The sequence below is a fragment of the Caulobacter sp. SLTY genome (assembly GCF_009905535.1).
Lineage (GTDB): Bacteria > Pseudomonadota > Alphaproteobacteria > Caulobacterales > Caulobacteraceae > Caulobacter.
In genome coordinates, this window is record NZ_JAAALA010000004.1 from 57,015 (window position 1) to 80,262 (window position 23,248).

Below are 23,248 nucleotides of genomic sequence, written 5' to 3' on the forward strand. Positions count from 1 at the left end.
CCACCTTCGGAGGCGGCCCTGCGCGATCAAAGCCGCCCGGCCGGTCAGGACACGGAATGATCCCCGGCGCCTATTTTTCAGGCGCCGGGTTTGAGGGGCTTCAGGGGGCCGGCTTTTCGGCCGGTTCCTCGGTCTTGTCCGCTTCGGTGGTCGCGGCGCCCTCGACCGGCGCGACGTCCGGATCGCCCGCGGAGTCGGCCTTTGCCTCCTCGACCGCCTTGGCGGCGGCCGTCTGGTCCGCCGCTGTCGGGGCGGAAACCTCGACCGGCTCGCCCTTGCGCATCGCGCGTTCGCGCTCACAGGCGGTGGCGGAAAGCGCCAGCAGGGCGGCGCCGGCCACCAGGGAGAGACGGGCGAGAGTCATCAGCGTAAGTCCTGTTCCTTCAAGAGGCCTCGGGGCCACTAGACCACGATCCGCCCCCCGCCTTCAAACCCCGGAATGTCTTCGTGCAGTCGGGTTTGAACGAGGGCCCAAGCTACTCCTTCCCTTCTCCCTAAGGGAGAAGGAGGGGCCCGCGCCCAAAGGGCGTGGGAGGTAGAGGGTTTAGGGACGGTGGGAGTAGAGCAGGCAGCGTAAACCCTCTCCCCTCCCACGCGGCCTCGCCGCGCGGGCCCCTCCCTCTCCCTCGCGGGAGAGGGGTTCGAGTGGGACCGAACGCCGTATTCGGTTGACCTGCGCACCCTCAGGAATGCCTTGAGCCGCTTGCCTTGCCGGCCCGCCGCGCGCCTACTGGCGAAAAAACATAGGGAGCCCGCCATGAAGGTCACCCCGCGCGCCGAGGGGTTCGGCGCCTGCATCGAGGACATCGACCTGACCCGTCCGTTGGCCGATGAGACCCTGGCGGCGGTCAAGGCCGCCTGGGCCCGGCATTCGGTGCTCTGGTTCCCTGACCAGCCGCTCGACCTTGACCAGCTGGAAGCCTTCACCCTGCAGCTCGGCCCCTTCGGCGTCGATCCCTTCATCAAGCCGATGCCCGGCCGCCCCAATGTGCTGGAACTGCGCCGCGAGCCGGACGAAAAGGCGACCAACTTCGGGGCCGGCTGGCACAGCGATTGGAGCTTCCAGCCCGAGCCGCCGGCCGGCACCCTGCTCCACGCCGAGGTGGTCCCGCCGGTCGGCGGCGACACCCTCTATGCCGACTGCTACCGGGCCTACGACGCCCTGTCGGACGCCATGAAGGCCATGCTGGCGCCCCTGCGCGCCGTCCACAGCGCCCGCCAGGCCTACGGCCCCTCCGGCGTCTTCGCCAAGGAGACCGAGGCGCGGACGATGCAGATCGTGGTCAGCGAGGAGGCCGAACAGACGGTCGCCCATCCCCTGGTCGTCACCCACCCGGTCAGCGGCCGAAAGGCGCTGTTCTGCAGCCCGGTCTACACCGTTGGCATCGAGGGCATGACCCGGCCCGAGGGCATGGCCATCCTGCGCTTCCTGTTCGAGCACATCGTCCAGGACGCGTTCGTCTATCGCCACCGCTGGGCGCCCCAGATGCTGACCCTGTGGGACAACCGCAGCACCCTGCACTTCGCCGACGGAGGCTACGACGGCCACCTGAGGGTGATGCATCGCACGACGGTGGCGGGGGATCGGCCGCGGGCCTAGCCGTACCGCGCCGCCAGGGCGAGCATGGAGGCCGGCGGAGCGCCGTGGCTGACCAGCAGGACCTCCAGGTCGTAGCCGGCGACGAGGTCGAGCGCTCGCTGCATGGCCCCGTCGATCCATTGGTCGTCATTGCCGAACGCGCCGCCGCCTAGCCGGGTCAGCAGCACGATGTTGGAGGCGCCCCGCCGGGCATTGAGAACCGCCGCCCACAGGGTCGCCTCGTAGGCGGCCTCGAGGACGAGGGTCGCGATCGCCCGCCAATCCTCCCAGCGCCCCTCGCCATAGGCGACCGGCATCGCCGAGCAGAAGGCCTGGCTGACGGTCTGGCCCCAGGCATGCGGCTCGGTCACCTCGATGTCCTGGTGCAATCCGATCCGCAACAGACCCCGCAGCCGGTCACGCTCGCCCTCGTCCGCCCCATCCAGCGCCTTGGTCAGGGCGGCCAGGCCATCCGGGGTGACCAGGGCATAGCCGTTGCGCATCGACCAGAGCGAGGAAAGCCGCTTGTGGGTGAGTTGGACCAGTGCGGGACCCAGATCGACCAGCCCATCGAGCTGCCGGTCTTTCGTCTGGCCGACCTGGTCGCCGACCGGCGCGAAGTAGTTGCGGTACAGCGTCGCCGCCCCGGCCGAGATCGCGCAGGCGGGACCCTGGGTGCGGTCGTGCTCGTAACGCGTGACCCCATGCTCCGGAGTGACGCTGGGCCCGACCATTTCCAGCATGTTGAACTGCGAGGCGACCTGGAACAATGCGCCCTCATGTTCGCGGAACAGGTGGAAGGCGCGAATGTCTCCGCTGGCGTTGCGAACCTTGACGCGGCCGCCAGGTCCGCGATCCCCGCCGACCCTCGCCCGCAGTTCGGCGAGGCTGGGGAGTTCCAGCGAGCCGATGGCGCACCGCCGGCCGTTGACCAGGGAGAGCAGCTCGGTCCCCTCGATCTTCAGCTTGGCGCGGGTCGGCTCATAGCCGTCCTCGCGAAACCCGGTGAGTGTCTCGAACCAGTCCATGACCGGCATCCTGGCGGATGCAGGGCCTGTCCGCTACAGCCCCTTCTCCCGCAGCACCGGGAAGACCGCCCGCAGCTTCGGACTGCGCAGCCACAGGCCGCCCCACATGAAGAGGCCCAGGTAGAGGCTGAACAGGATGTGGCTGAACAGCGGGTTGTCGATGCGGACCTGGGTGGCCATCGCCCCGCCGAGCAGACCCGTGGTCAGCACCCCCCCGAAGATGGCGGTACGCGGGATGACATAGAGGATTACGCAGGCCAGCTCGATCAGGCCGATCATCAGCACGTAGCCGGGCGGCCAGCCGAGCTGCTTCATCGTCTCCTCGGCGATGGGCATGCCCATCAGCTTGGGGGTCACCGAGGCGCTCAGCATGAACAGGACGTAGAGCCCGGACAGGACCCGGCCGGTCCAGAGCATGGCGGTGGGATTCACAACGTCCTCCGATGGTTTGTTGGTCTGTGGTCAAAGGACGGGCGGGCATCGATCATCCCGACATCGGCCGGCAAGATTCCCTAGAACGCGCGGATCAACGAGACCGCGAAGGAGCTGGGGGAGCCGGGGGCGCGAGACTCTGCAACGGCGCATTGCAATTCACCGCCATGACCGAGCGCCAACCGAACAGGCCCGTATTGACGTCCAGGCAGCGGTGAACAAGGGGCCGGCCAAAGGTCCTTTTGAGGGTGCGCGCCAGGCGCTGGTCCGCCAGGGGACGTCCGTCCGCAGAACGCACCGTATAGCCGGGGCGGATATCATCCACGCCGCGCAGGTCCTCGATCACGATGAACTGGCCGGGCGTGCGGTCCAGCCAGGCGTTCGTGAACAGCAGACCGCCCCAGGCCCAGCCGATGCAGGAGGGCAGGCAGATCACCAGCCACCAGCCCCGAAAGTCCCGTTCGACCAGGGCGAAGACCAGGGTCATCGCCACCCCGCCCGCAAGCCCGGCCAGGATCGGCCAGAGGTAGTCAATCATCTCCAGATCCATCATGGCGCGGGCGGTGATGGCTATGCCCGTCGTGAACCAGAAGCCGCCGAGGCTGGACCATCGCTCCTCGGTCGACGCGTAGGAGGTCGAGCCCTGGAAGGTCAGGGTGAATATCCTTGGCCAGATGGCGACCAACGCCGCGGCCAATGGGGGCAGAAGAGCCGTCACGGTCAACAGCGGCAGATAGGGGACCGGGAACGTCACCAGCCAGAGGCCGACAAGCCATCCGGCGATATCGAGCCAGCGTGTCCATCGGGGCGGGCCATACAGATGGTCGTACAGGGTCACCAGGCCGGCTCCGGGGTGATCACTTCCCGCAACGGCGCTGTGCATTCGACAAGCCACAGGGTGCGCCAGCCGAAAGCGCCGGGGTTGTCCTCGACGCAGGCCGCGTCGCCTGCTTTGACGGACTCATAGGCCGCATAGCTGACCCTGAACCTCAGGCCAGTAAGGCGGCTGTCCTGCAACCCTACGACCAATGTCGGCCCTGACCGCCTGCCCGGGTCCTTGTCGGCGATCACTGCGGGGCGGATCACGCCGGGCGTACGGTCGAATTCGACATTGGCGAACGTCAGGAGGCCCCAGCCCCAGGCTGTGCCGGCCATCAGCAGGAACACGATCATCTCGCGCCTCGCCCTCGGATCGACCAAGGCGCCGATGGCGGTGAAGACAATTCCCAGACCCAGCCCGCCGATAACCGGCATCGCCGTGTAGACCCGCTCGAAATCGGGGCTCCAGGCGCACATGGCCAAGGCCAAGGACGGCAGCGTCCACAGGCCGGCGAGATTCTGCCGGGGCGCCGACAGGCCCTTTGCGCGCCCGCCAAGGGTGAACTGGCCCGGCCACAACAGCAGCGGAATGAAGGCCAGCGGCGGGGCGGCCAAATTGAGCCAGAGCAGCCATGGCGCATCGCCTGGCCAAAACCACAGAAGCGCCGCCGCCGCCGCGCCGATGATGGACAGCCCTTTCCCGAGCTTCGGCGGCGGCGCTATCGCCAAACCCTGACCCATCATTCCTGCCCCCTCGCGCCGAACTTAGCGGTTCGCCCGCGCGAAGGGCAGTCCTCCCCGGCCGCCGCGAGATGCGCTAGACTTGCGCCCATGACCGCCGCCCAGCCGCTCCATCCCAACGCCGAGCCTGATCTCGCCAACCTGGGCTTGCCGGGCTGGATCTATCACGACCCCGATTTCTTCGAGGCGGAGAAGGCGGCAGTGTTCCGCACCTCTTGGCAGATCGTCTGCCACCTGTCGGACATCCCCGAGCCCGGGGATTTCCACACCCTCGACTTCCTCGGCGAGAGCATCGTGGTGGTGCGCGGCGACGACCAAAGGGTGCGCGCCTTCCACAATGTCTGCCGCCACCGCGCCTCCCGCGTGGTGGATGGGCCCAAAGGCCATTGCGGGGTGCGGATGACTTGCCCCTACCACGCCTGGAGCTACGACCTGCGCGGCCGACTCGCCGGCGTGCCGCACGCCAAGGCGTTCGGCGATTTCGATCGGGCGGCGCACAACCTCGTCCCGGTCGAGCACGAAATCTGCCTGGGCTTCGTCTTCATCCGCCTGCAGGGCGGCCTACCCAGCGTGCGGGAGATGCTTGGCGACTACTATTTCGAGCTCGAACACTACCGGATGGAGGAGCTCACTCCCCTCGGCCGCGTCACCCTGCGCGAGCGGGACGTGAACTGGAAGAACGTCTCCGACAACTACTCCGACAGCCTGCACATCACCGTGGCCCATCCGGGCCTGACCCGCCTGTTTGGGGTCGGCTATGGGCTGGAGGCCGGACCCTGGTGCGACAAGATGTGGGGCGCGTTGCGCGAAACCCCGTCGGACAGCTGGTCCGAGCGCCTCTACCAGCGCTTCCTGCCCGACGTCGATCATCTGCCCACGGAGCGAAAGCGGCTGTGGACCTATTTCAAGCTCTGGCCGAACGTCGCCTTCGACGTCTACCCAGACCAGATCGACTTCATGCAGTTCCTGCCCGTCTCGCCGACGAAGACCATGCTGCGCGAGATCGCCTACGTCCTCCCCGACGACCGCCGCGAGATGCGGGCCGCCCGCTACCTCAACTGGCGGATCAACCGGCTGGTCAACATCGAGGACAAGGCCCTGATCGAGCGGGTCCAGGCCGGCATGGCCTCGTCCAGCTACGCCATGGGGCCGCTTAGCGAAAACGAGGTGGCCCTGCGCAGCTTCACCCGCCGGATGCGCTCGTTGATCCCCGAGAGCCGGCTGGGCAGCGCGCCTCCAAAAGGCTGGGCGCGGTAAAGTCCCTCGCCGAAGGGGGAGGGAGGTCAGATTTCCTTGCGACGGATCACCAGGTTCCGGATTTCCGTCATGTCCTCCATCGCGAACCGCACCCCCTCCCGGCCCAGCCCGCTGTCCTTCACCCCGCCATAGGGCATGTTGTCGACCCGGTAGCTGGGCACGTCGTTGATCAGCACGCCGCCGACCTCCAGCTCGTCCCAGGCGGCCATGGCCTTGTGGATGTCACGGGTGAACACGCCGGCCTGCAGACCGAAGCGGCTGTCGTTGACCTCCGCCAGCGCCGCCTTGAAGTCGCTGAACTTCGACAGGATCGCCACCGGCCCGAAGGCCTCCTCGTCGCGCAGCTTCAGGCCGCGCGGCACGCCCTCCAGCAGGCTCGCCTGCAGCATCGCCCCGTCCCGGCCCCCGCCGCACAACAGCGTGGCCCCGGCCCCGACCGCCTCCTCGATCCAGCCCTGCAGCCGGCGGGCCTCCTGCTCGTCGATCATCGGCCCGATGAAGGTTTCTTCCTCGCGCGGGTCGCCGGCGACCAGGGCGCGGGTCCTGGCGACCAGGATCTCGCGCAGCCGGTCGTACAGGCGCTCGTGGATGATGATTCGCTGCACCCCGATGCAGCTCTGGCCCGACTGGTAGAAGGCGCCGAAGATGATCCGTTCCGCCGCATCATCCAGGTCGGCGTCCTCGTCGACGATCACCGCGGCATTGCCGCCCAGCTCCAGCACCACCTTCTTCTTGCCGGCCCTGGCCTTCAGCGCCCAGCCCACCTCGGGCGAGCCGGTGAAGGACAGCATCTTCAGCCGCTCGTCGGTGGTGAACAGGTCGGCGCCGTCGCGGGTTGCGGGCAGGATGGAGAAGGCCCCCTTCGGCAGGTCGGTCTCGGCCAGCACCTCGCCGATGATCAGGGCGCCCAGCGGCGTGCGGCTGGCCGGCTTCATCACGAAGGGACAGCCGACCGCCAGGGCCGGCGCCACCTTGTGGGCCGCTAGGTTGAGGGGGAAGTTGAACGGCGAGATGAAGCTGCAGGGCCCGATCGGAACCCGCTTCCACATCCCCTGGTAGCCCCTGGCGCGGGCCGAGATGTCCAGCGGCTGCACCTCCCCGGTCATCCGCACGCTCTCCTCGGCGGCGATGCGGAAGGTGTCGATCAGGCGGGTGACCTCGCCCCGACTGTCACGGATCGGCTTGCCGGCCTCGATGCACAGGGCCTGGGCCAGTTCCTCGGCCCGCTCGGTGAACCGCGTCACGCAATGGCTGAGCACCGCCTGGCGCTCATAGGCCGCCATTCGCGCCATCGGCCCGGTCGCCTCCTCGGCGGCGCTGATGGCTGCATCGATGGTGGCGGCGTCGGCCATGGCCACCCGCGTGGCCACCTCGCCGGTGAACTTGTCGGTGACCGCCAGGTCCTCATTGGCGAACACCGCCTGGTTGGCGAGGTACAGGGGGTAGGCGTCTTTCAACGGCATGGCACGATCTCCGGCGGGACGGCCTTATAACGCACCGATCGCCTCTCTGCTTGCCGCCGCCGCAGTCAGGCTCCAAGCTGGCCACGTAAGCTTGCTGGGGGTGGACGATGATCAGCCGACGCTTGGCGCTGGGGGGCATGGCCGGCGCGGTCGCGGGGCCGTCCCTGGCGGCGCCGGTCCGCCGCAAGGCCACGGGCACACCGGTGGAGTTGCCGCTGAAGATCAGCCGCGGCCTGCCCTGGACCACTGTGGAACTGCCGGACGGGCGCAGCTTTCCCTTCGGCCTGACCACCGGTCAGAGGAAATGGGGCGCCCATCCCTCGGTGACCAACCCCAACTATGTGGCCGGCAAGAACTCCGGCGGATCTCAGATCGAACGGGCGGTGATCGGAGGCAGGATCGCCGACAGCGCTATCCCCTGTGCCAGCGTGCCCGGCTATTTCGAGGGCCTGCCGATCGCCGGCATCATCGGGGTCATCCGCTATCAGCCCCTGCTGATGGACTGGGACCGCCAGGTGCTGACCATCAACACCAAGCCCGTGCCGGCCGGTTATCGCAGGCTGTGGATGGATGGCACGGTCAAGACCTTCGGCTGCATCAAGCTGGATATCGATGGCCACATCGCCCGCGTCTGGGTCGCGCCCTTCGTCTCCTGGGGGCTGCATCTCAGCACGGGGTTCGTGAAGCGGGAGGGGCTGTGGGACCGGTTCGCCCGCCGCCGCAACGACTTCGACGGCGATGGCCGGGTGCTGCACCAGAGCGTGGCGCCAGAACGGGTCACCATCGGCGGACTGACGCTGGACAATCCGGTCGTGCGGCTGAATGCACGGGAGGATCGCTATCTGCGGCACCTGACCGGGGACAATGACGGAGTCATCGGCTTCGACCTGCTCAAGCGGCTGAACATGCACATCGACCGGCCGCAGGATCAGCTGATCTATCATGTCGCCTACAGCGGCCATCGTTACGCGCCCTATGCGGACGATCGGGCGGGAATGGCCTTTTCCGACTATGACGGCGCCCTGACCGTCACCTGGATCGACGACAAGGGTCCGGCCTGGAAGGCGGGGGTGAGGGGCGGCGACGTCCTGGTCGCCGCCGAGGTCGAGGCCGGGGTTGCCGGTCTGCCCTATGCCCTCACCCAGCCGGCGGGCTCCCAGGTGCCGATCGAGGTGCTGAAGGGCAAGGCCACCAAGCGGTTGGTGATCACCCTGGAAGACCGCCTCTAGACCGCTTCCAGCACCGTCGCCACGCCCTGGCCGCCGCCGATGCACTGGGTGGACAGGGCGTACTTGCGGCCCTCCCGCTTCATGATCTGCGCCGCCTTGGCGGTGATGCGAGCGCCGGTGGCGCCCAGCGGGTGGCCTATGGCGATGCCGCCGCCGTCGATGTTCACCGTGGCCTCGTCGATGCCGAGTTCCCGGATGCAGGCGACCGCCTGGCTGCCGAAGGCCTCGTTGATCTCGACCACGCCGATGTCGCCGATGGTCAGGCCCGCCCGGGCCAGGGCCTTGCGGGTCGCCGGGACGGGGCCGATGCCCATCAGTTCGGGCGGACAGCCGGCGGCCGAGACCGAACGGATGGCGGCCAGGACCTCCAGGTCGTTGCGCAGGGCGTACTCTTCACTGACCACCAGCACGGCCGAGGCCCCGTCGGTCAGCGGCGAGGCGGTGCCGGCGGTGACCGACCCGTCCGACCGGAAGGCGGGCTTGAGGCCGGCCAGGCCTTCAAGCGTCGTCTGGGGCCGCAGGCAGCCGTCGGTGTCGATCACCGTGCCGTCGGCCAGGACGATGGGGACGATCTCGTCTTTCAGCCGGCCGGCGGACTGGGCGGCGAACGCCTTCTGCTGCGAGGCGAAGGCCAGCTTCTCCTGGTCCTCGCGTGAGACGTTGTAGAGCTTGGCGACGTTCTCGGCCGTCTCGCCCATGGTGATGTAGGCCTCGATCCCAATCTCCTCGGTCTCCGGGCTGACGCCCTTGAACTTCGGATTGGGCGAGAAGTTGAAGCCGCCCTGCGGGACCATGGTCATCGATTCCACCCCGCCGACCAGGAAGGCCTCGCCGGCGCCCAAGGCGATCTGGCCGGCCGCGATGTGGATGGCCGACATCGACGAGCCGCAGAACCGGTTGACCGTCATACCCGGGACCTCGATGGGCAGACCGGCTAGCAGGCTGGCCAGCCGAGCGATGTTATTGCCCTGCGCTGCCTCCGGATAGGCGCAGCCGAGCAGGACATCATCGAGCGTGGCCGGATCGATGCCGCTGCGTGTCACCACCGCCTTCAGCGCGGCGGCGGCCAGGTCGTCGGGGCGGACGCCGGCCAACGCGCCCTTTCGGGCAAAGGTGAAGGGTGTGCGGGCGTAAGTTGCGAGAACAGCGCGGGTCATGATGGCTCCTTAGGCAACGATGGCGGCTGAGACGCCGAACCGTTCGGCGGCGCGGTCGCGAGACAGGTTGGGGGCCAGATTCAGGCGAGCGGCCTCGAAGGCCTGCCAGTCGGCGGCGTCGGGCAGGGCGGGGATGGTCACGGTCTCGCCCTGGGCGAGACCCGCCAGCGCAGCATCGACCATCTCCTCGACCCCCATCACCATGCCCGCAGGCAGGGTCTCGATATCGACCCCGCTCTTGGCCCAGATTTCGGTGCGGGTGGCGCCGGGCAGGACGGCCTGGACGCGCAGGCCGCGATCGGCGAACTGCGCCGCCAGCGCCTGGCTGAAGGCCAGGACATAGGCCTTGCTGGCCAGATAGGTTGGGTCGAACCGCTCCGGCAGCAGGGCGGTGACCGAGCCGATATTGACGATTGTTCCCCTGCCCCGAGCCACGAACGACGCCGCGGCCGCCTGGGCCAGCCGGGTAACGGCGGTGATGTTCAGGTCGATCATGCCCTCCAGCCGGTCCGGATCGGCCGCTTCGAACGCGCCGCCGACCGAGATGCCGGCGTTGTTGATCAGGGTGTCGATCTCGTCGTTGCGCAGGCGGCGCTCGACATCGTGCAGGTCGGCCGGGACGGCCAGGTCGGCGGGAAGGATCTGGACGGTCGTCCCGTCGCGGGCCGATAGCCGGGCGGCCAGGGCTTCCAGCTTCCCCCGGTCCCGCGCCACCAGGATCAGGTCATGGCCGGCGGCGCTCAGCCGGTCGGCATAAGTGGCGCCGATGCCGCTGGAGGCGCCGGTGATCAGGGCTTTCGTCATAGTCAGTCTCCTTTGAAAACTGATATGGGAATACCTTGGCAGGGCGAAAGGGGGCGGGCGATCAGACGGGCGGATTTGCCGCTCATATCTTGGTATGGTGGGCCTGCTCAGTTTGGTGTGGCATTCTGCCATCACCGGTTGTCCCCGAGCCCCGCATGACCCAGGCCATCGTTCACATCATCGATGACGACCCCTCCCTGGCGGCCTCGCTCGACAGCCTGTTCCGGTCTGTCGGCCTGGCCAGCCGAACCTATGGCTCCACCGCCGAATTCCTCGAAGCCGACCTGCCCGACGCGCCCGGCTGCCTGGTGCTGGATGTGCGCCTGCCGGGGATCAGCGGCCTCGACTTCCAGGGCCAGATGGCGGAGCTGGGCCTGCGGCTGCCGGTGGTGCTGATGACCGGCCATGGCGACATCCCGATGAGCGTGCGAGGGATGAAGGCCGGCGCCGTCGACTTCCTGCCCAAGCCCTTCCGCGACCAGGACATGCTGGACGCCGTGACCGCCGGCATCGCCCGCGACGCGGTGCGCCGTACCGCCGAAGTCGACATCAACAGTGTCCGCGACCGTTTCGCCACCCTCTCCCCGCGCGAGCAGCAGGTGATGGCCCTGGTCACTGCCGGCAAGCTGAACAAGCAGGTGGCCGGGGACCTGAATCTGTCTGAGATCACCGTGAAGATCCACCGTGGCTCGGCCATGCGGAAGATGGCCGCCCGCTCCCTGGCCGACCTGGTGCGCATGGCCGAGACTCTGGGCCTGCGTCAAAGCGCCTGACACGTAAGTATAATTCCGCGTCCGACCCCCGAATGCGATGAAGGCGGCGAGGGGTCCATAAAGAGGCGCGTCCAGCGCCGCCGCCAAAGGTTCGTGAGTGTCTCAATCGCCGCTTATCGCTGTCGTCGAGGACGATGAGTCCCTGCGCGAGTCCGTGGTCGGGCTGGTCCGCTCGCTGGGCTACCGCGCCAGCGCCTGGGAGTCGGCCGACGCCTTCCTGGCGGCCGGCGAGGCCGCGGCCTGCGACTGCATCATCACCGACATCCAGATGCCCGGCGCCACCGGCATAGACCTGAAGCTGGCCCTGACCGAGGCCGGCTGCGCGGTGCCGGTGATCATGGTCACCGCCCGCACCGAGGCGGCGCTGCACGAGCGAGCCCGGGCCAGCGGGGCGGTCTGCCTGCTGAAGAAGCCGTTCGCGGCGGAGGCGCTGATCGAATGCCTGGAATCCGCATTGGCGGCATGAGACGGTTGGCGGATGGCTGAGGACAACACCGCCGATCTGCTGGACGCCCTGAAGCGGAGCGAGCACCGCTACCGCAACATTTTCCAGGCCATGAGCGTGGCCTTCTGGGAACTCGACTTCTTCCCGGTCGGCGACCTGCTGCGGGGGGTGCGAAAGCAAGGCGTCGAGGACTTCGGCCCCTACTTCCGCAAGAATCCGGACTTTGTGCGCCAGATGATGCGCGCCACCCGGATCGTCGACGTCAACGACCGCACCGTCGCCCTGCATGGCGGGGGCGACAAGGCGCGGCTGATGGCGGCGGGGCTGGACGCCTTCTGGCCCGACGCCAGTCTGGGCGTCTATGCGGCGGCGGTGATCGCGGCGGTGACCGGCAAGCCCTCCTACGCCACCGAGACCCGGCTGGGGACCTTAGACGGCGGGGAATTCGACGCCCTGTTCACCGCCAGCTTCCCACCCGACACGATGAACAAGGGCACCCTGCTGATCGGGGTGATCGACATCACCGAGCGGGTCCGCGCCCAGGCCCAGCTGGCCCAGCTGCAGGCCGAGTTCGCCCATGCCGCCCGCATCTCCATGCTGGGCGAGCTGACCGCCTCCATCGCCCATGAGGTCAACCAGCCGCTGGCCGCGATCGCCGCCAGCGCCGCGGCCGGGCAACGCTGGCTGGCCCGCGACGAGCCGGACATCGAGGAGGTCCGCACCCTGGTCGCCCGCATCGCCAAGGACGCCGCCCGCGCCGCCGACACCATCGGCCGGGTCCGCGACATGGCCATGCGCCGCGCGCCGGAGCCCGCCGCCCTGTCGCTCAACGGGCTAGTCGAGGAGGCGATGGTCTTCCTCCGCCACGAGATCCAGGGACATGGGACCAGGGTGGTGGTCGATCTGGCGCGAGGCCTGCCGCCGGTCCTGGCCGACCGCACCCAGCTGCAGCAGGTGGTGGTCAACCTGGCGGTCAACGCCGTCCAGGCGATGGGCGAGGGCGGGACCCTGACCCTCTCCACGGCCCCGCAGGACGGCGCCGTCCGCCTGACCGTCGCCGACACCGGCCCCGGCATCCCCGAAGACAGCCTGCCCCGCCTGTTCCAGAGCTTCTACACCACCAAGGCCGGCGGCATGGGCATGGGCCTGCCCATCTGCCGCTCGATCCTGGAAAGCTGCGGCGGGACGATCACCGCCGCCAACGGTGAGGCGGGGGCCGTGTTCACGGTGACCATGCCGGCGGCGGGCTAGCTCAGCTCTTCAAATCCGGCCGCGAGGCCAGGAACGCCGCCTTTTCCGCCGGGGTCAGGACCTTGCCCTTCTTCTGGCGGCTGACGCGCGGGGTCGGCGGTTCGTACTTGGCCGTGGGCGGGGAGCCGCCCTTGAGGTCCGACAGGCGGGTCTTTGCGGGCGGCTTCACGGGCGGTGCTCCGGGTGATGTCCCCTTATGCCGTCTAAGGCGCCGGTTGTAACGGCGCCATACCAAGGTGTGAGGCGCCGAGCCGCAGGTAGAATATCGTCGCTCGCCGGGCGGGCGCATCGTCTCTCCATCAGATCACGGCGCTGAGGGCGCCCTTCAGGAGACCCGCGATGACAAACACCATCATGCTGATCCACGGCGCCTGGCTGACCCCCGCCTCGTGGGAGCGGTTCAAGGGCCGCTACGAGGCCAAGGGCTACACCGTGGTCGCCCCGGCCTGGCCGACCCATTCGGGAACCCCCGCCCAGATGCGCGCCAACCCGCCGGCCGGCATGGGCCAACTCGGCGTCAAGCAGATCGTCGACCACTATGAGGCCGAGATCCGCAAGCTGCCCGAACAGCCGATCCTGATGGGCCACAGCTTCGGCGGCCTGTTCGTCCAGCTGCTGCTCGACCGGGGCCTGGGCGCCGTGGGCGTGGCCATCGATCCGGGCGCGCCGTTCGGGGTGCTGGTGCATCCGACCGCGGTGATCACCAGCCTGCCGGTGTTCACCACCTGGAACGCCTGGAACAAGGCGCTGCCGTTCACGCGCAAGAGCTTCGCCACCGGCTTCGCCAACACCCTGCCGGAAAGCCAGCTGGCGGCCGAGTACGACGCCCAGATCGTCCCCTCGCCAGGCCGCATCTTTTACGACGTGGTGCTGGGCCGGGGCGCCAAGGTCAACTGGAAGAACCCCAGGCGCGCGCCGCTGCTGCTGGTCGCCGCCGAGCACGACCGCACCGTGCCCACCCCCATGGTCCGCCAGAACTACGCAAAGCAGAAGCGCGCCCCCTCGGCGACCGACTTCCACCTGTTCTACGGACGCAGCCACTACCTCTGCAACGAAAGCGGCTGGGAAGAGGTGGCGGACTACTGCCTCGACTGGGCCGTCGCCCACCTGCCCGCCGAGGCCAAGCCGAAGCTGGCGGCGGTTGCCTGATCACCGTCGTCCCGGACGGCCGCAGGCCGATCCGGGACCCAGGGGTGACAGAGAACAATCCGCGCCGCTTCGACCGGCGGCGCATGGCCCTCCTGGGTCCCGGCTCTCCGCGCTTCGCGCTGCGGCCGGGATGACGGGAGATTTGAAGAAAGGAAAAATACCATGCCGTACGTGACCGCCAAGGATGGCGCGCAGATCTTCTACAAGGACTGGGGCAAGGGCCAGCCGGTCCTTTTCTCTCACGGCTGGCCGCTGACGGCCGACGCCTGGGACGGGCAGATGCAGTTCCTGGGCTCGAACGGCTACCGCGTGGTCGCCCATGATCGTCGCAGCCACGGCCGCTCGGACCAGACCTGGGACGGGAATCATATGGATGGTTACGCCGACGACCTGGCGGCGGTGATCGACACGCTGGACCTGAAGGACATCGTCCTGGTCGGCCACTCGACCGGCGGCGGCGAGATCACCCACTACGTCGGCCGTCACGGCACGGCGCGGGTGGCCAAGGTGGTGCTGATCGGCGCCGTCCCGCCCCTGATGCTCAAGACGCCGGGCAATCCGGGCGGCCTGCCGATCGAGGTGTTCGACGGCATCCGCAAGGGCACGTTCGACAACCGCACCCAGTTCTTCAAGGACCTGGCGGTCCCCTTCTACGGCTACAACCGCGAAGGGGCGACGCTGTCCGAAGGGGTCCGCGACAGCTTCTGGCTCCAGGGGATGATGGGCGGCATCAAGGGCCAGCTCGACTGCATCCACGAGTTCTCGGAAGTCGACTACACCGAGGACCTCAAGAAGATAGACCGGCCGTGCCTGATCCTGCACGGGGACGACGACCAGATCGTGCCGATCGGCGCCTCGGCCCTGATGTCCTCGAAGATCGTGCCGGGCGCCAAGCTGAAGGTCTATCCCGGCGCGCCTCACGGCTTCCCGACCACCCACCAGGACGAGGTCAACCAGGACCTCCTGGACTTCATCAAATCCTGATCGTCATCCCGGACGGCCGCAGGCCGATCCGGGACCCAGGGGTGACGGAGCGTCGTCGGTCCAGACGCCGACTATCTGCCACGCGCCCCTGGGTCCCGGCTCTCCAGCCCTTCGGGCTTCCGGCTGGGATGACGGGGAGGGGAGAACGAGATGACCAAGACCATCGTCCTGATCCACGGCGCCTGGGTGACTTCGGAGTCGTGGGCGACCTTCCGGCAACCGTTCGAGGCGGCCGGCTATAGCGTCCACACGCCGACTTGGCCGCTGCTGGATGGCTTCACGGCCGCCGAGATCAACGCCCGGCCGCCGGAGGGTTTCGGCGCTCTGACGGTCGGACGGGTCGTCGACCACCTGCAGCGCTTCATCGAGGCCCTGCCCGAACAGCCGATCCTGATCGGCCATAGCTTTGGCGGCCTTTACACCCAGCTGCTGCTCGACCGCGGCGTCGGGGCAGCGGGCGTGGCGCTGAACCCGGTGCTGATTGGTGGAATCGTACCTGGGCCGACCACGCTGGGCGCCGCCCTGCCGATCCTGCTGCGGCCCAATGGCTGGAACCGGCCCTATGCTTTCACGCGGGAACGCTGGTTCCGCCGCTTCGCCAACGGCGCCCCGAGAGCGCTGTCGGACGAGGCCTACGATACCTACGTCATCCCCGCGCCCAGCCGCATCTTCTACCAGGCGGCCAGCTGGATCGGGACCCTGGTCGATCCCCGCCGCCGCACGGCGCCCCTGCTCATCACCGAGGGCGACGCCGACCGGCTGGTCACCCCCTACCTGTCGCGCTCGGCCTTCAACATCCAGCGGCGCTCGGCCGCCCGGACCGACTACGCCGCCTTTCCGGGCCAGAGCCATTTCCTGATCGCCGAGCCCGGATGGGAGCGGGTGGCCGACACCGCGCTCCGCTGGATCCAGGACCTCTAGGCGGCAGCCGCAACCCTGGCCGGGGTGACCAGCCGCCAGGCCGAGCCCAGGATGTTGCCGACCGTCTCGATCATCATGAAGATGACGATCATGGTGAGAAGGATCGACAGGCTGAAGTGGCCGCCAGCCATCCGCTGGGCGCCGTCGATGAGGGTCTGCAGCGAGTCGACCTTGATCACGGGCGACAGGGCCGAGTAGCTCCACAGCCAGAGCAGGCCGCCCAGCCGGACCAGGGCCAGGGTGAGCTGGCCGAAGGCATAGGCGCGCCGCGCGCCGGGCCGCCAAGCGCGGTACAGTTCAAGGCCGATGCGGACCGCCAGGTAGACCAGGATGGGCCAGAAGCCGGCCTCGACGATCCCGGTCAGGATGGCTCCGTAGTCCGTTCCGCCGAACACCCAGCTGCCCGCGCCCGGCCGCAGGTCGGCGATGGGCAGCACGCCTAGCCACCAGAGCAGCAGTACGGTGAAACCCATCGCCGCGCCCAACGCGTTGGCGGTCGGGGAACTGGATTTCCAGGTCATGGCCTTGCTCTGGGTCTGGCCTTTGCCCTGCCCGGACTTGAAGGAGCGCTCGAGCGACTCGGTGTCCAGCGCGCCCAGTTCGAACAGATGCAGGTCCTTGACCCGCCATTCGCGCAGGAACTTCGGCTTGTCGGCCTCCGGCAGCCGCTCGATGATGAAGCCGCCGATGGCGGCGAGACCGATCAGGGTAATGCCGCCCTGGAACAGGTTGGCGAAGGTCTGGCCGATCGCCTGCCCAAGGTGGACCTCGCCGACCAGCACCTGGACCAGGCTGGCCAGCAGATGGATGCAGACCAGCGCCGCCAGCCCGATCTTCACCGCGAACAGCCAGTAGGGATAGAGCTCCGGCCCGACCACATGGTTGGCGCCGGTGTGATAGCGGCCGGCGACGGACAGGGGGTGGCCGACCTCATGCAGGATGGCCTCCTGTTCGGCCTCGGTCAGCGGCCGTCCCAGTTCCTCCTCCCGCGCCTCGAAGCGGCTGAGGATCATGTCGCGCAACTCCGCGACGATGTCCTCGCGAACGGCCTTGGGCAGGTTGGCGGCGACCGCCCTCAGGTATTGATCCAGCAGGGTCATTGGCCCTCTCCGTCGGTTTTGGGGTTGGGGAGCATCCGGTCCAGCGAGGCGGAGATTCTCCGCCACTCGGCCGCCAGCCGCTCCAGCATGGTCACGCCGGCGGGGGAGAGGCGGTAGAACCGCTTCTTGCGCCGGTCTTCCTCGCGCCATTCACTGTCGAGCAGGCCCTGGGATTCGAGACGGCGCAGCAGGGGATAAAGGGTGCTTTCCTCCATCTCGAGCCCGTCCTCGGCCAGGGCGACGCGCAGGGAATAGCCGTATTGCTCGGTCGTCAGCCGGGCCATGACGGCGAGGATCAGAGATCCCCGGCGCAGCTCCAGCTTCAAACTTTCGAACAGATCGGTGTCGGTCATGACGGCTCCGCCCTCGCGCCACATAGTGTGTGACACACAGTGTATGGCGCATACTGTGTGACGCTGTCAAGCGGGTGTGGTGGGGACTGGATCTCGGCGCAGGAGCGGATGTGATTGGATATGGCGGTGAGGGCCGAGTTCCTGTCCCCGACTTGGCGCGACAGGTCGGGGACAGCTACGCCGGGCGCAGTCGGTGCATTAGGCGCAAAGGTCAGCGCAGCGGCGAAGCAGTCCCCTACACCCCCAGGAAGGCCAGCCCCCGCTGGAGGTACTGCCCCGGCGCCTCGTAGCCGACGCTCTCGCTGTAGCCCTGGCCGATGGTCACCGTGCAGGGGCCGGTCTGGTTGTTGCTGGGGCCGCGGTTGAGGACGGTGACGGTCACCGGGGTCTCTCCGGCGATCTTCAGGTTTCCGGTGGCGAAGCTGCCGTCCGGATAGACCGGGCCGGGCACGACGGTGAGGTCAAATTGGAAGCCGCCGTTCCAGTCGGTGACGTCGTAGCGCCAGACCGTGGGCATCATCACGTTCTCGAGGAAGGGCGCGAAGCGGTCGAGGGTCTGGGAGCCCATCAGCGCGGTGGTGGTGAACCCGGTCTCCGTGCGGCTGACATAGAGGCCGTATTCGAAGAAGGCGTTGTTGTTCAGCGTGCCGGTGACGAAGGAAGCGCCGGTGAAGGCGTCGCCGTTGGCCAGGTTGAACTGGCACCAGGACCAGCCGTCGAGCGCCTGGGTCAGCGTCCAGCCTGGGGCCGGGCTTGGGGCGGGAAACGGCTTTTCCGGCGGGCGGTACATGATCAGCTGGTGATCGATCCAGCCGAGCCCGGAGACCGGATAGGTCACGCCTTCGACCACCACCGTCCCGGTGACCTTGAGCTGCGGCCAGCTGTAGTAGATGCCGAGCTTGGGGGCCGGGGTCGTCCCGTTGATGCCCTGAAGGAACAGGCCGTTCTCGCCCTCGAAGTCCGAGGTCAGGGTCAGCTGGACGTTCATGTTGTCCCCGTCGTCGATCACCACGGTGAACGGCACGACATTGCCGCTGACGTCGTTCGGACCGGCGTAGGAGTCGGGGCCGCACTGATAGAGGAACGGTTGGGTCTCGAAGGCGGTCTGGCCGCCCAGGGCCGACCACTGGACGTTGGGCGAGCGGCGGACGATCCTGGAGACGCCGCCGGCCGAGATCGTCACGGTCGCGGCGGAATCGACCACCTGCGACTGGGCCGGGGTCCAGCCGTTGGCCTGCTCCACGGCGACCGTCACCGCCCGGTTGCGGGCCATCACCCCCAGCACATGCACCTGGCCCTCTTTAGGGTCGTTGTCGACGGTCAGGTTCGCGCTGAACCAGTACCACTCCGAGCCGTTCTCCAGATGCAGGGCATAGTCGGCGGGGAAGGCGAGGGTGGTCGGCGGCGCGTCGGCGCCGTAGCTGGCGCCGTTGCCCAGCATGCCGATGATCACTGCCATCTGCTGGGCGGTGCTGACCTGTCCGGCGGCCGTCAACAGGGCTGGGAAGCAGTCCGGCCGCCAGTCCTCCGGGATGGATTGCATGGAGGCGACGACCGCCTCGGCGACGGATGTCTGATCAATGGCGGTCATGGCGGGCTCCCCTCGATCCGTCGATCAGACGACGAATCGAGAGGCCCCACAACCATCATCAGGTGAGGGTCAGCCCTTCCAGCCGGCCCTCGTTGCGCCAGTTGGTGATCAGCTCGATGAAGGCGATCGAGCCCTTGCCGTAGGGGCCGTTGCGGGCCGCCAGGGCCGAGGGCTGGCCCTCGTTGTTGTAGTAGCCGGGGGTACATTCCTCGGCGAACTTCTGGCGCTGGATGGCGCAGGCCATCACCTCCTCGACCCAGGCGTTCTCGGCCTCGACCGTGGCCTCGACGACGGTGGCCTGGCGCGAACCGGCTTCGCTGATGATGTAGGCGGCGTGCTTGGACTGCTCGTTCAGCATGTGGGGGTAGTTGGCGGTGAACCCCGACTGGCTGTTGGCGAAGATGAAGCAGTTGGGGAAGCCGTTGACATGCATGCCGTGCAGGGTGGTCACCCCCTCGGCCCACTTCTGGGTCAGGGTCAGGCCGTCACGGCCTGTGACGTCATAGCCGGCGCGGCGGGCGTAAGAGGTGCCGACCTCGAACCCGGTGCCGAAGATCAGGCAGTCGAGCTCGTACTCGACCCCGTTCACCACCACACCCTTTTCGGTGATCCGGTCCACGCCCTTGCCGTCGGTGTCGACCAGGGTGACGCCCGGCTTGTTGAAGGCGGCCAGGTACTCATCGTGGAAGCAGGGGCGCTTGCAGAACTGGTTGTACCAGGGCTTCAGAGCCTCGGCGGTCTTGGGATCGGCCACCACACTGTCCACCCGCGCTCGGATCGATTCCATCTTCTGGAAGTCGGCCAGTTGCAGCAGCTCGGCCGGATCGCCCGGGCCCAGCTCGCCCTTGGCGGCGCGGCGGGCGGCGGCGAGGCCGAGGTTGCGGATGATGTCGGTCCAGCCGTCGGAGACCAGGTCCTCCTTGGTCCAGCCGCCGCTGACCAGGACGTTGAAATTGTCCATCCGGTACTGCTGCCAGCCCGGCTCCAGGCTCTTGGCCCACTCCGGATCGGTCGGCCGGTTGTTGCGCACGTCGATGGAGGAGGGGGTGCGCTGGAACACGAACAGTTCCTTGGCGCCCTCGGCCAGGTGCGGCACGCACTGCACGGCGGTGGCGCCGGTGCCGATGATCCCGACCCGCTTGTCGGCCAGCTTGTCCAGCCCGCCCATCGGGCTGCCGCCGGTGTAGTCATAGTCCCAGCGGCTGGTGTGGAAGGTGTGGCCCTTGAAGCTGTCGACGCCTGGAATGCCGGGCAGTTTGGGCCGATGCAGCGGGCCGTTGGCCATCACCACATAGCGGGCCTTCATCGCATCGCCGCGGTTGGTGCGGATGGTCCAGCGCTTGGCCTCCTCGTCCCACTCCATGCCGGTGACTTCGGTCTGGAAACAGACGTCGCGGTAGAGGTCGAAGTGGCGCCCGATCCGCTGGCAGTAGTCGAGAATTTCCGGCGCGCGGGTGTACTTCTCGACCGGCATGTAGCCGACCTCTTCCAGCAGCGGCAGATAGACGTAGCTCTCGATATCGCAGGCCGCGCCGGGATAACGGTTCCAATACCAGGTGCCGCCGAAGTCGCCGCCCTTCTCGATCATCCGCACGCTGTCGATCCCGGCCTCGCGCAGGCGCGCCCCGGCCAGCAGACCGCCGAAGCCGCCGCCGATCACCACCACCTCGACCTCATCGGTCAGCGGCTCGCGGGTGAAGCCGGGCTTCACATAGGGGTCTTCCAGATAGCGGGCGTAGTCGCCGGCGATCTCGACGTACTGCTCGTTGCCGTCCTTGCGCAGGCGCTTGTCGCGCTCGGCCCGGTACTTGGCGCGCAGGGCGGCCGCATCGATGTCGCCGAAGGGCGAGGTCGGGGCGATGGGTTCGGCGGTGTCGGCCATCGGTCAGGATCCTTGAAGATTTTGATGAGTGTCGGTGTTTGACCTCGGGTCAGGTCAAGCGTCGGTTTTGGTGAGCTCCGCGGCGCCGGCCCAGAGCTTCTCGCGCTCCTTGAGGCGGCGGGCCTGTTCCTCGACATCCCAGCTGTGGCGCGGGCCGACGGTCATGCCGCCGTCGACCACCAGGTGGGTGCCGGTGACGAAGCCGCTGGCCGGGCTGGCGAGGTAGAGGGCGGCCTGGGCGATGTCGTCCGCCTCGCCCGGCCGGGCAACCGGCTGGGCCAGGTGGGCGGCGCCCCGCATGGTGGTCTTCACCACCGTCTTGATCTGCGTGGGCATCTCGCCGGGGGTGAAGATGTTGGTCAGGATGAAGCCGGGGCAGATGGCGTTCACCCGGATGTTGTATTTGCTGAGCTCCGCCGCCCCGCACTTGGTCAGCTGCAGCACCCCGGCCTTGGCGGCCGAATAGGCGATCGGCCCCATCCCGGCCTGCAGGGCCGCGACGCTGGCGGTGTTGACGATCGCCCCGCCGCCCCGCGCCTTCATGTACGGAATGGCGTAGCGCATGCCCAGCGCCACCGAGCGCAGCAGCAGGTCCTGGCTGTGATCCCAAAGGGCGCCGGTCATCTCCTCGATGGGGGTGGGCGAGCCGCCGGCGCCGGCGTTGTTGAACAGGATGTCGAGGCCGCCGAACCGCTGGCTGGCGATCTCCATGGTGACCGCGATGTCGTCCTCGCTCATCACGTCGCAGCGGTGGAAGGCGACCTGGCCGGGGAAGGCATCTTCCAGGAGCCGGCCGCCCTCGGCGTCGATGTCGGCGGCCAGCACCTTGGCGCCGGCCTCGACGAACCGCTCCACGCTGGCCCGGCCGATCCCCGAGGCGGCCCCGGTGATCACCGCGACCTTGCCGTCCAGACTGATGGTCATCTTTGTTCGCTCCCTTGACCGGACAATACATCCGCCCGCCAAGGCGACAAACCCGAAATTCGAAAATGCGCCAATGTCGCTATTCAGCGGAGCGTAAGCCCGTTCCCGCTGTAGGAATTAGGTCGCCAGCAGCCCCGTCAACGCCGGCCGGGCGTAGATGTCGGTGATCCGTTCGGGGGTCAGGCCATCGGTCCAGGCGATCAGGTCGGCGGCGGCGTTGACCGCGGCGCTGACCATCTGGGCGGCCAGGAAGGGGTCGACCGGCCGGACCGAGCCATCGGCGGCTCCGTCGGCGATCATCGAGGCGAATCGCTGGCTGACCCGGTCGGCCCGCCACACCGCGCTGGCCCGCACCGCTTCGGGCAGGGCCTGTAGCGCGGAGAAGCGTAGCAGCAGGCCCTCGGGCGTCACTTGCCGGGCGACCAGAGCCGCGACGGCGCTGCTGAGAGCGGTCCATTGGTCCGGGGCGGCGGCCAGGGCGGCCTCCTGGGTGGCGCGGATCACCTCGAAGGTGCGGTCGAAACAGGCGACCACCACGTCATCCTTGGCTTCCATGTGGTGATAAAAGCTGCCCTTGGTAACGTTCAGGCTGGCGGCGATATCGCTGACCGAGGCGCCGCGGTAGCTGCGCTCGTTGATCAGCGGGGTGGCCGCGCGGAGAAAGGTCTCCCGCGCCGGCTCTGCCAGGCGAGGGGTGATCGACAGGGGCAGGGGGGCGAACGGCCGCCCGCCCGCCAGGCCGTGGGCCAGCAGGTCGAACATCCGGGCCCGCAGGCGGGGGAAGTCCTCGACGTCGTAGCGGGAGAGCCAGGCCGAGGACCAGTAGAGCTGCTCCAGCAGCATGTGGGCGCGGGCGGCGCGGGCCAGCAGGTCCAGGTGCTCGTATCCCGGCGCGGCGAACATCGCCTGCACCTTGTTGAACAGGGCGCGATAGGCCTCTGCGATGGGGGCGCGGTGCTCGTCGCTGAGCGCGCGCACGTCGCTGAAGATGGTCATCGGCGGCTCTGCGCCCTGACGCACGCGGGTCTGCAGCGCCAGGTGCTCGTCCAGCAGGCCGCCTATGCGGCCGGGCAGATCGGGTCGCGCGGCGGCCGCCTCGACCATGGCTTCCAGCCGGCCGAGGCCATGCAGGAAGCAGTCGACCGCCAGCAGTTCCTTGCGGCGGTAATAGTAGGTGATGCTGGTGGTGGTCAGGTCGACCCTGGCCGCGACCCCCGCCAGGGTCATGCCCTTGAGGCCCTCCTTGTTGAGCACCTCGATGGCGGCCGCCAGCACAGCCTCCTTGCGCCGCGCGAAACGGGCGGTGGCGGGCTTGCCCCCCTTGGGCGGGGCTTCGGCGATGGCGGCAGTCTCAGCCATGGGCGGA

General features: G+C 68.3%; 24 protein-coding genes. 9 read left to right on the forward strand and 15 right to left on the reverse strand.

Annotated elements, in window-relative coordinates:
• Positions 1 to 100: 100 nt before the first annotated feature.
• On the reverse strand, positions 101 to 364 hold the full coding sequence (locus tag GVN21_RS03280) for a hypothetical protein (protein ID WP_166573282.1): 264 nt from the start codon (positions 362 to 364) through the stop codon (positions 101 to 103).
• A gap of 393 nt (positions 365 to 757) precedes the next feature.
• Between GVN21_RS03280 and GVN21_RS03285 the strand changes: the two genes are divergently transcribed.
• Positions 758 to 1,600, forward strand: a complete 843-nt coding sequence (locus GVN21_RS03285; RefSeq protein WP_166573283.1) for a TauD/TfdA family dioxygenase — start codon at positions 758 to 760, stop codon at positions 1,598 to 1,600.
• Here GVN21_RS03285 and GVN21_RS03290 read toward each other — a convergent pair.
• From GVN21_RS03290 to GVN21_RS03305, 4 genes are all read right to left on the reverse strand, one after another.
• Complete coding sequence (locus tag GVN21_RS03290; RefSeq protein ID WP_166573284.1) at positions 1,597 to 2,607, reverse strand: hypothetical protein; 1,011 nt, start codon at positions 2,605 to 2,607, stop codon at positions 1,597 to 1,599. The genes GVN21_RS03285 and GVN21_RS03290 overlap by 4 nt on opposite strands.
• Positions 2,608 to 2,640: 33 nt before the next feature.
• Complete coding sequence (locus GVN21_RS03295) at positions 2,641 to 3,039, reverse strand: DoxX family protein (RefSeq protein ID WP_346764213.1); 399 nt, start codon at positions 3,037 to 3,039, stop codon at positions 2,641 to 2,643.
• Positions 3,040 to 3,133: 94 nt separating this feature from the next.
• Complete coding sequence (locus GVN21_RS03300; RefSeq protein WP_166573285.1) at positions 3,134 to 3,877, reverse strand: hypothetical protein; 744 nt, start codon at positions 3,875 to 3,877, stop codon at positions 3,134 to 3,136.
• The gene (locus tag GVN21_RS03305; RefSeq protein ID WP_166573286.1) at positions 3,874 to 4,587 is read right to left on the reverse strand and encodes a hypothetical protein; all 714 of its coding nucleotides are present in this window, start codon (positions 4,585 to 4,587) and stop codon (positions 3,874 to 3,876) included. The genes GVN21_RS03300 and GVN21_RS03305 overlap by 4 nt, the downstream gene beginning before the upstream one ends.
• Positions 4,588 to 4,689: 102 nt before the next feature.
• Between GVN21_RS03305 and GVN21_RS03310 the strand changes: the two genes are divergently transcribed.
• Positions 4,690 to 5,856, forward strand: coding sequence for an aromatic ring-hydroxylating dioxygenase subunit alpha (locus tag GVN21_RS03310; RefSeq protein ID WP_166573287.1), 1,167 nt, complete (start codon positions 4,690 to 4,692; stop codon positions 5,854 to 5,856).
• Positions 5,857 to 5,882: 26 nt separating this feature from the next.
• Here GVN21_RS03310 and GVN21_RS03315 read toward each other — a convergent pair whose 3' ends face one another.
• The gene (locus tag GVN21_RS03315) at positions 5,883 to 7,319 is read right to left on the reverse strand and encodes an aldehyde dehydrogenase family protein (RefSeq protein ID WP_166573288.1); all 1,437 of its coding nucleotides are present in this window, start codon (positions 7,317 to 7,319) and stop codon (positions 5,883 to 5,885) included.
• 107 nt (positions 7,320 to 7,426) lie between these two features.
• Here GVN21_RS03315 and GVN21_RS03320 point away from each other — a divergent pair, with 107 nt between their 5' ends.
• The gene (locus GVN21_RS03320) at positions 7,427 to 8,548 is read left to right on the forward strand and encodes a hypothetical protein (protein ID WP_166573289.1); all 1,122 of its coding nucleotides are present in this window, start codon (positions 7,427 to 7,429) and stop codon (positions 8,546 to 8,548) included.
• Here GVN21_RS03320 and GVN21_RS03325 read toward each other — a convergent pair.
• The gene (locus tag GVN21_RS03325; RefSeq protein WP_166573290.1) at positions 8,545 to 9,705 is read right to left on the reverse strand and encodes a thiolase family protein; all 1,161 of its coding nucleotides are present in this window, start codon (positions 9,703 to 9,705) and stop codon (positions 8,545 to 8,547) included. The two genes, GVN21_RS03320 and GVN21_RS03325, sit on opposite strands and share 4 nt — an antisense overlap.
• A gap of 9 nt (positions 9,706 to 9,714) precedes the next feature.
• A complete protein-coding gene (locus GVN21_RS03330; protein ID WP_166573291.1) occupies positions 9,715 to 10,509 on the reverse strand; it encodes an SDR family oxidoreductase in 795 nt (264 codons plus the stop codon).
• A gap of 155 nt (positions 10,510 to 10,664) precedes the next feature.
• Here GVN21_RS03330 and GVN21_RS03335 point away from each other — a divergent pair, with 155 nt between their 5' ends.
• The 3 genes from GVN21_RS03335 to GVN21_RS03345 all read left to right on the forward strand — a co-directional run bounded on the left by GVN21_RS03335 (position 10,665) and on the right by GVN21_RS03345 (position 12,978).
• On the forward strand, positions 10,665 to 11,282 hold the full coding sequence (locus GVN21_RS03335) for a response regulator transcription factor (protein ID WP_166573292.1): 618 nt from the start codon (positions 10,665 to 10,667) through the stop codon (positions 11,280 to 11,282).
• Positions 11,283 to 11,379: 97 nt separating this feature from the next.
• The gene (locus tag GVN21_RS03340) at positions 11,380 to 11,748 is read left to right on the forward strand and encodes a response regulator (RefSeq protein WP_166573293.1); all 369 of its coding nucleotides are present in this window, start codon (positions 11,380 to 11,382) and stop codon (positions 11,746 to 11,748) included.
• 12 nt (positions 11,749 to 11,760) lie between these two features.
• Positions 11,761 to 12,978, forward strand: a complete 1,218-nt coding sequence (locus tag GVN21_RS03345; RefSeq protein WP_166573294.1) for an ATP-binding protein — start codon at positions 11,761 to 11,763, stop codon at positions 12,976 to 12,978.
• Between the two features lies 1 nt (position 12,979).
• Here the strand turns inward: GVN21_RS03345 and GVN21_RS03350 are convergent, their stop codons facing one another.
• Positions 12,980 to 13,147 carry a hypothetical protein gene (locus GVN21_RS03350; protein WP_166573295.1) on the reverse strand — a complete coding sequence of 56 codons (168 nt, stop codon included), beginning with the start codon at positions 13,145 to 13,147 and terminating at the stop codon, positions 12,980 to 12,982.
• 170 nt (positions 13,148 to 13,317) lie between these two features.
• On the opposite strand from GVN21_RS03350, the gene GVN21_RS03355 reads away from it, so the two are divergent.
• The 3 genes from GVN21_RS03355 to GVN21_RS03365 all read left to right on the forward strand — a co-directional run bounded on the left by GVN21_RS03355 (position 13,318) and on the right by GVN21_RS03365 (position 16,032).
• The gene (locus GVN21_RS03355) at positions 13,318 to 14,127 is read left to right on the forward strand and encodes an alpha/beta hydrolase (RefSeq protein ID WP_166573296.1); all 810 of its coding nucleotides are present in this window, start codon (positions 13,318 to 13,320) and stop codon (positions 14,125 to 14,127) included.
• Between the two features lie 162 nt (positions 14,128 to 14,289).
• Positions 14,290 to 15,111 (forward strand): alpha/beta hydrolase, encoded by an 822-nt coding sequence (locus tag GVN21_RS03360; RefSeq protein ID WP_166573297.1) that lies wholly within the window; start codon positions 14,290 to 14,292, stop codon positions 15,109 to 15,111.
• A gap of 150 nt (positions 15,112 to 15,261) precedes the next feature.
• Positions 15,262 to 16,032, forward strand: coding sequence for an alpha/beta fold hydrolase (locus GVN21_RS03365; RefSeq protein WP_166573298.1), 771 nt, complete (start codon positions 15,262 to 15,264; stop codon positions 16,030 to 16,032).
• Here the strand turns inward: GVN21_RS03365 and GVN21_RS03370 are convergent.
• The 6 genes from GVN21_RS03370 to GVN21_RS03395 all read right to left on the reverse strand — a co-directional run bounded on the left by GVN21_RS03370 (position 16,029) and on the right by GVN21_RS03395 (position 23,241).
• On the reverse strand, positions 16,029 to 17,132 hold the full coding sequence (locus GVN21_RS03370; RefSeq protein WP_166573299.1) for a hypothetical protein: 1,104 nt from the start codon (positions 17,130 to 17,132) through the stop codon (positions 16,029 to 16,031). The two genes, GVN21_RS03365 and GVN21_RS03370, sit on opposite strands and share 4 nt — an antisense overlap.
• Complete coding sequence (locus GVN21_RS03375; protein WP_240902733.1) at positions 17,129 to 17,485, reverse strand: helix-turn-helix transcriptional regulator; 357 nt, start codon at positions 17,483 to 17,485, stop codon at positions 17,129 to 17,131. Before GVN21_RS03375 ends, GVN21_RS03370 begins: the two co-directional genes overlap by 4 nt.
• 235 nt (positions 17,486 to 17,720) lie before the next feature.
• Positions 17,721 to 19,076 carry a lipocalin-like domain-containing protein gene (locus GVN21_RS03380; RefSeq protein WP_166573300.1) on the reverse strand — a complete coding sequence of 452 codons (1,356 nt, stop codon included), beginning with the start codon at positions 19,074 to 19,076 and terminating at the stop codon, positions 17,721 to 17,723.
• A gap of 58 nt (positions 19,077 to 19,134) precedes the next feature.
• On the reverse strand, positions 19,135 to 20,958 hold the full coding sequence (locus GVN21_RS03385; RefSeq protein WP_166573301.1) for an NAD(P)/FAD-dependent oxidoreductase: 1,824 nt from the start codon (positions 20,956 to 20,958) through the stop codon (positions 19,135 to 19,137).
• Positions 20,959 to 21,012: 54 nt separating this feature from the next.
• Positions 21,013 to 21,882, reverse strand: coding sequence for an SDR family NAD(P)-dependent oxidoreductase (locus tag GVN21_RS03390; RefSeq protein ID WP_166573302.1), 870 nt, complete (start codon positions 21,880 to 21,882; stop codon positions 21,013 to 21,015).
• A 117-nt stretch (positions 21,883 to 21,999) separates the two neighbouring features.
• On the reverse strand, positions 22,000 to 23,241 hold the full coding sequence (locus tag GVN21_RS03395; RefSeq protein ID WP_166573303.1) for a TetR/AcrR family transcriptional regulator: 1,242 nt from the start codon (positions 23,239 to 23,241) through the stop codon (positions 22,000 to 22,002).
• Between the last annotated feature and the right edge of the window lie 7 nt (positions 23,242 to 23,248).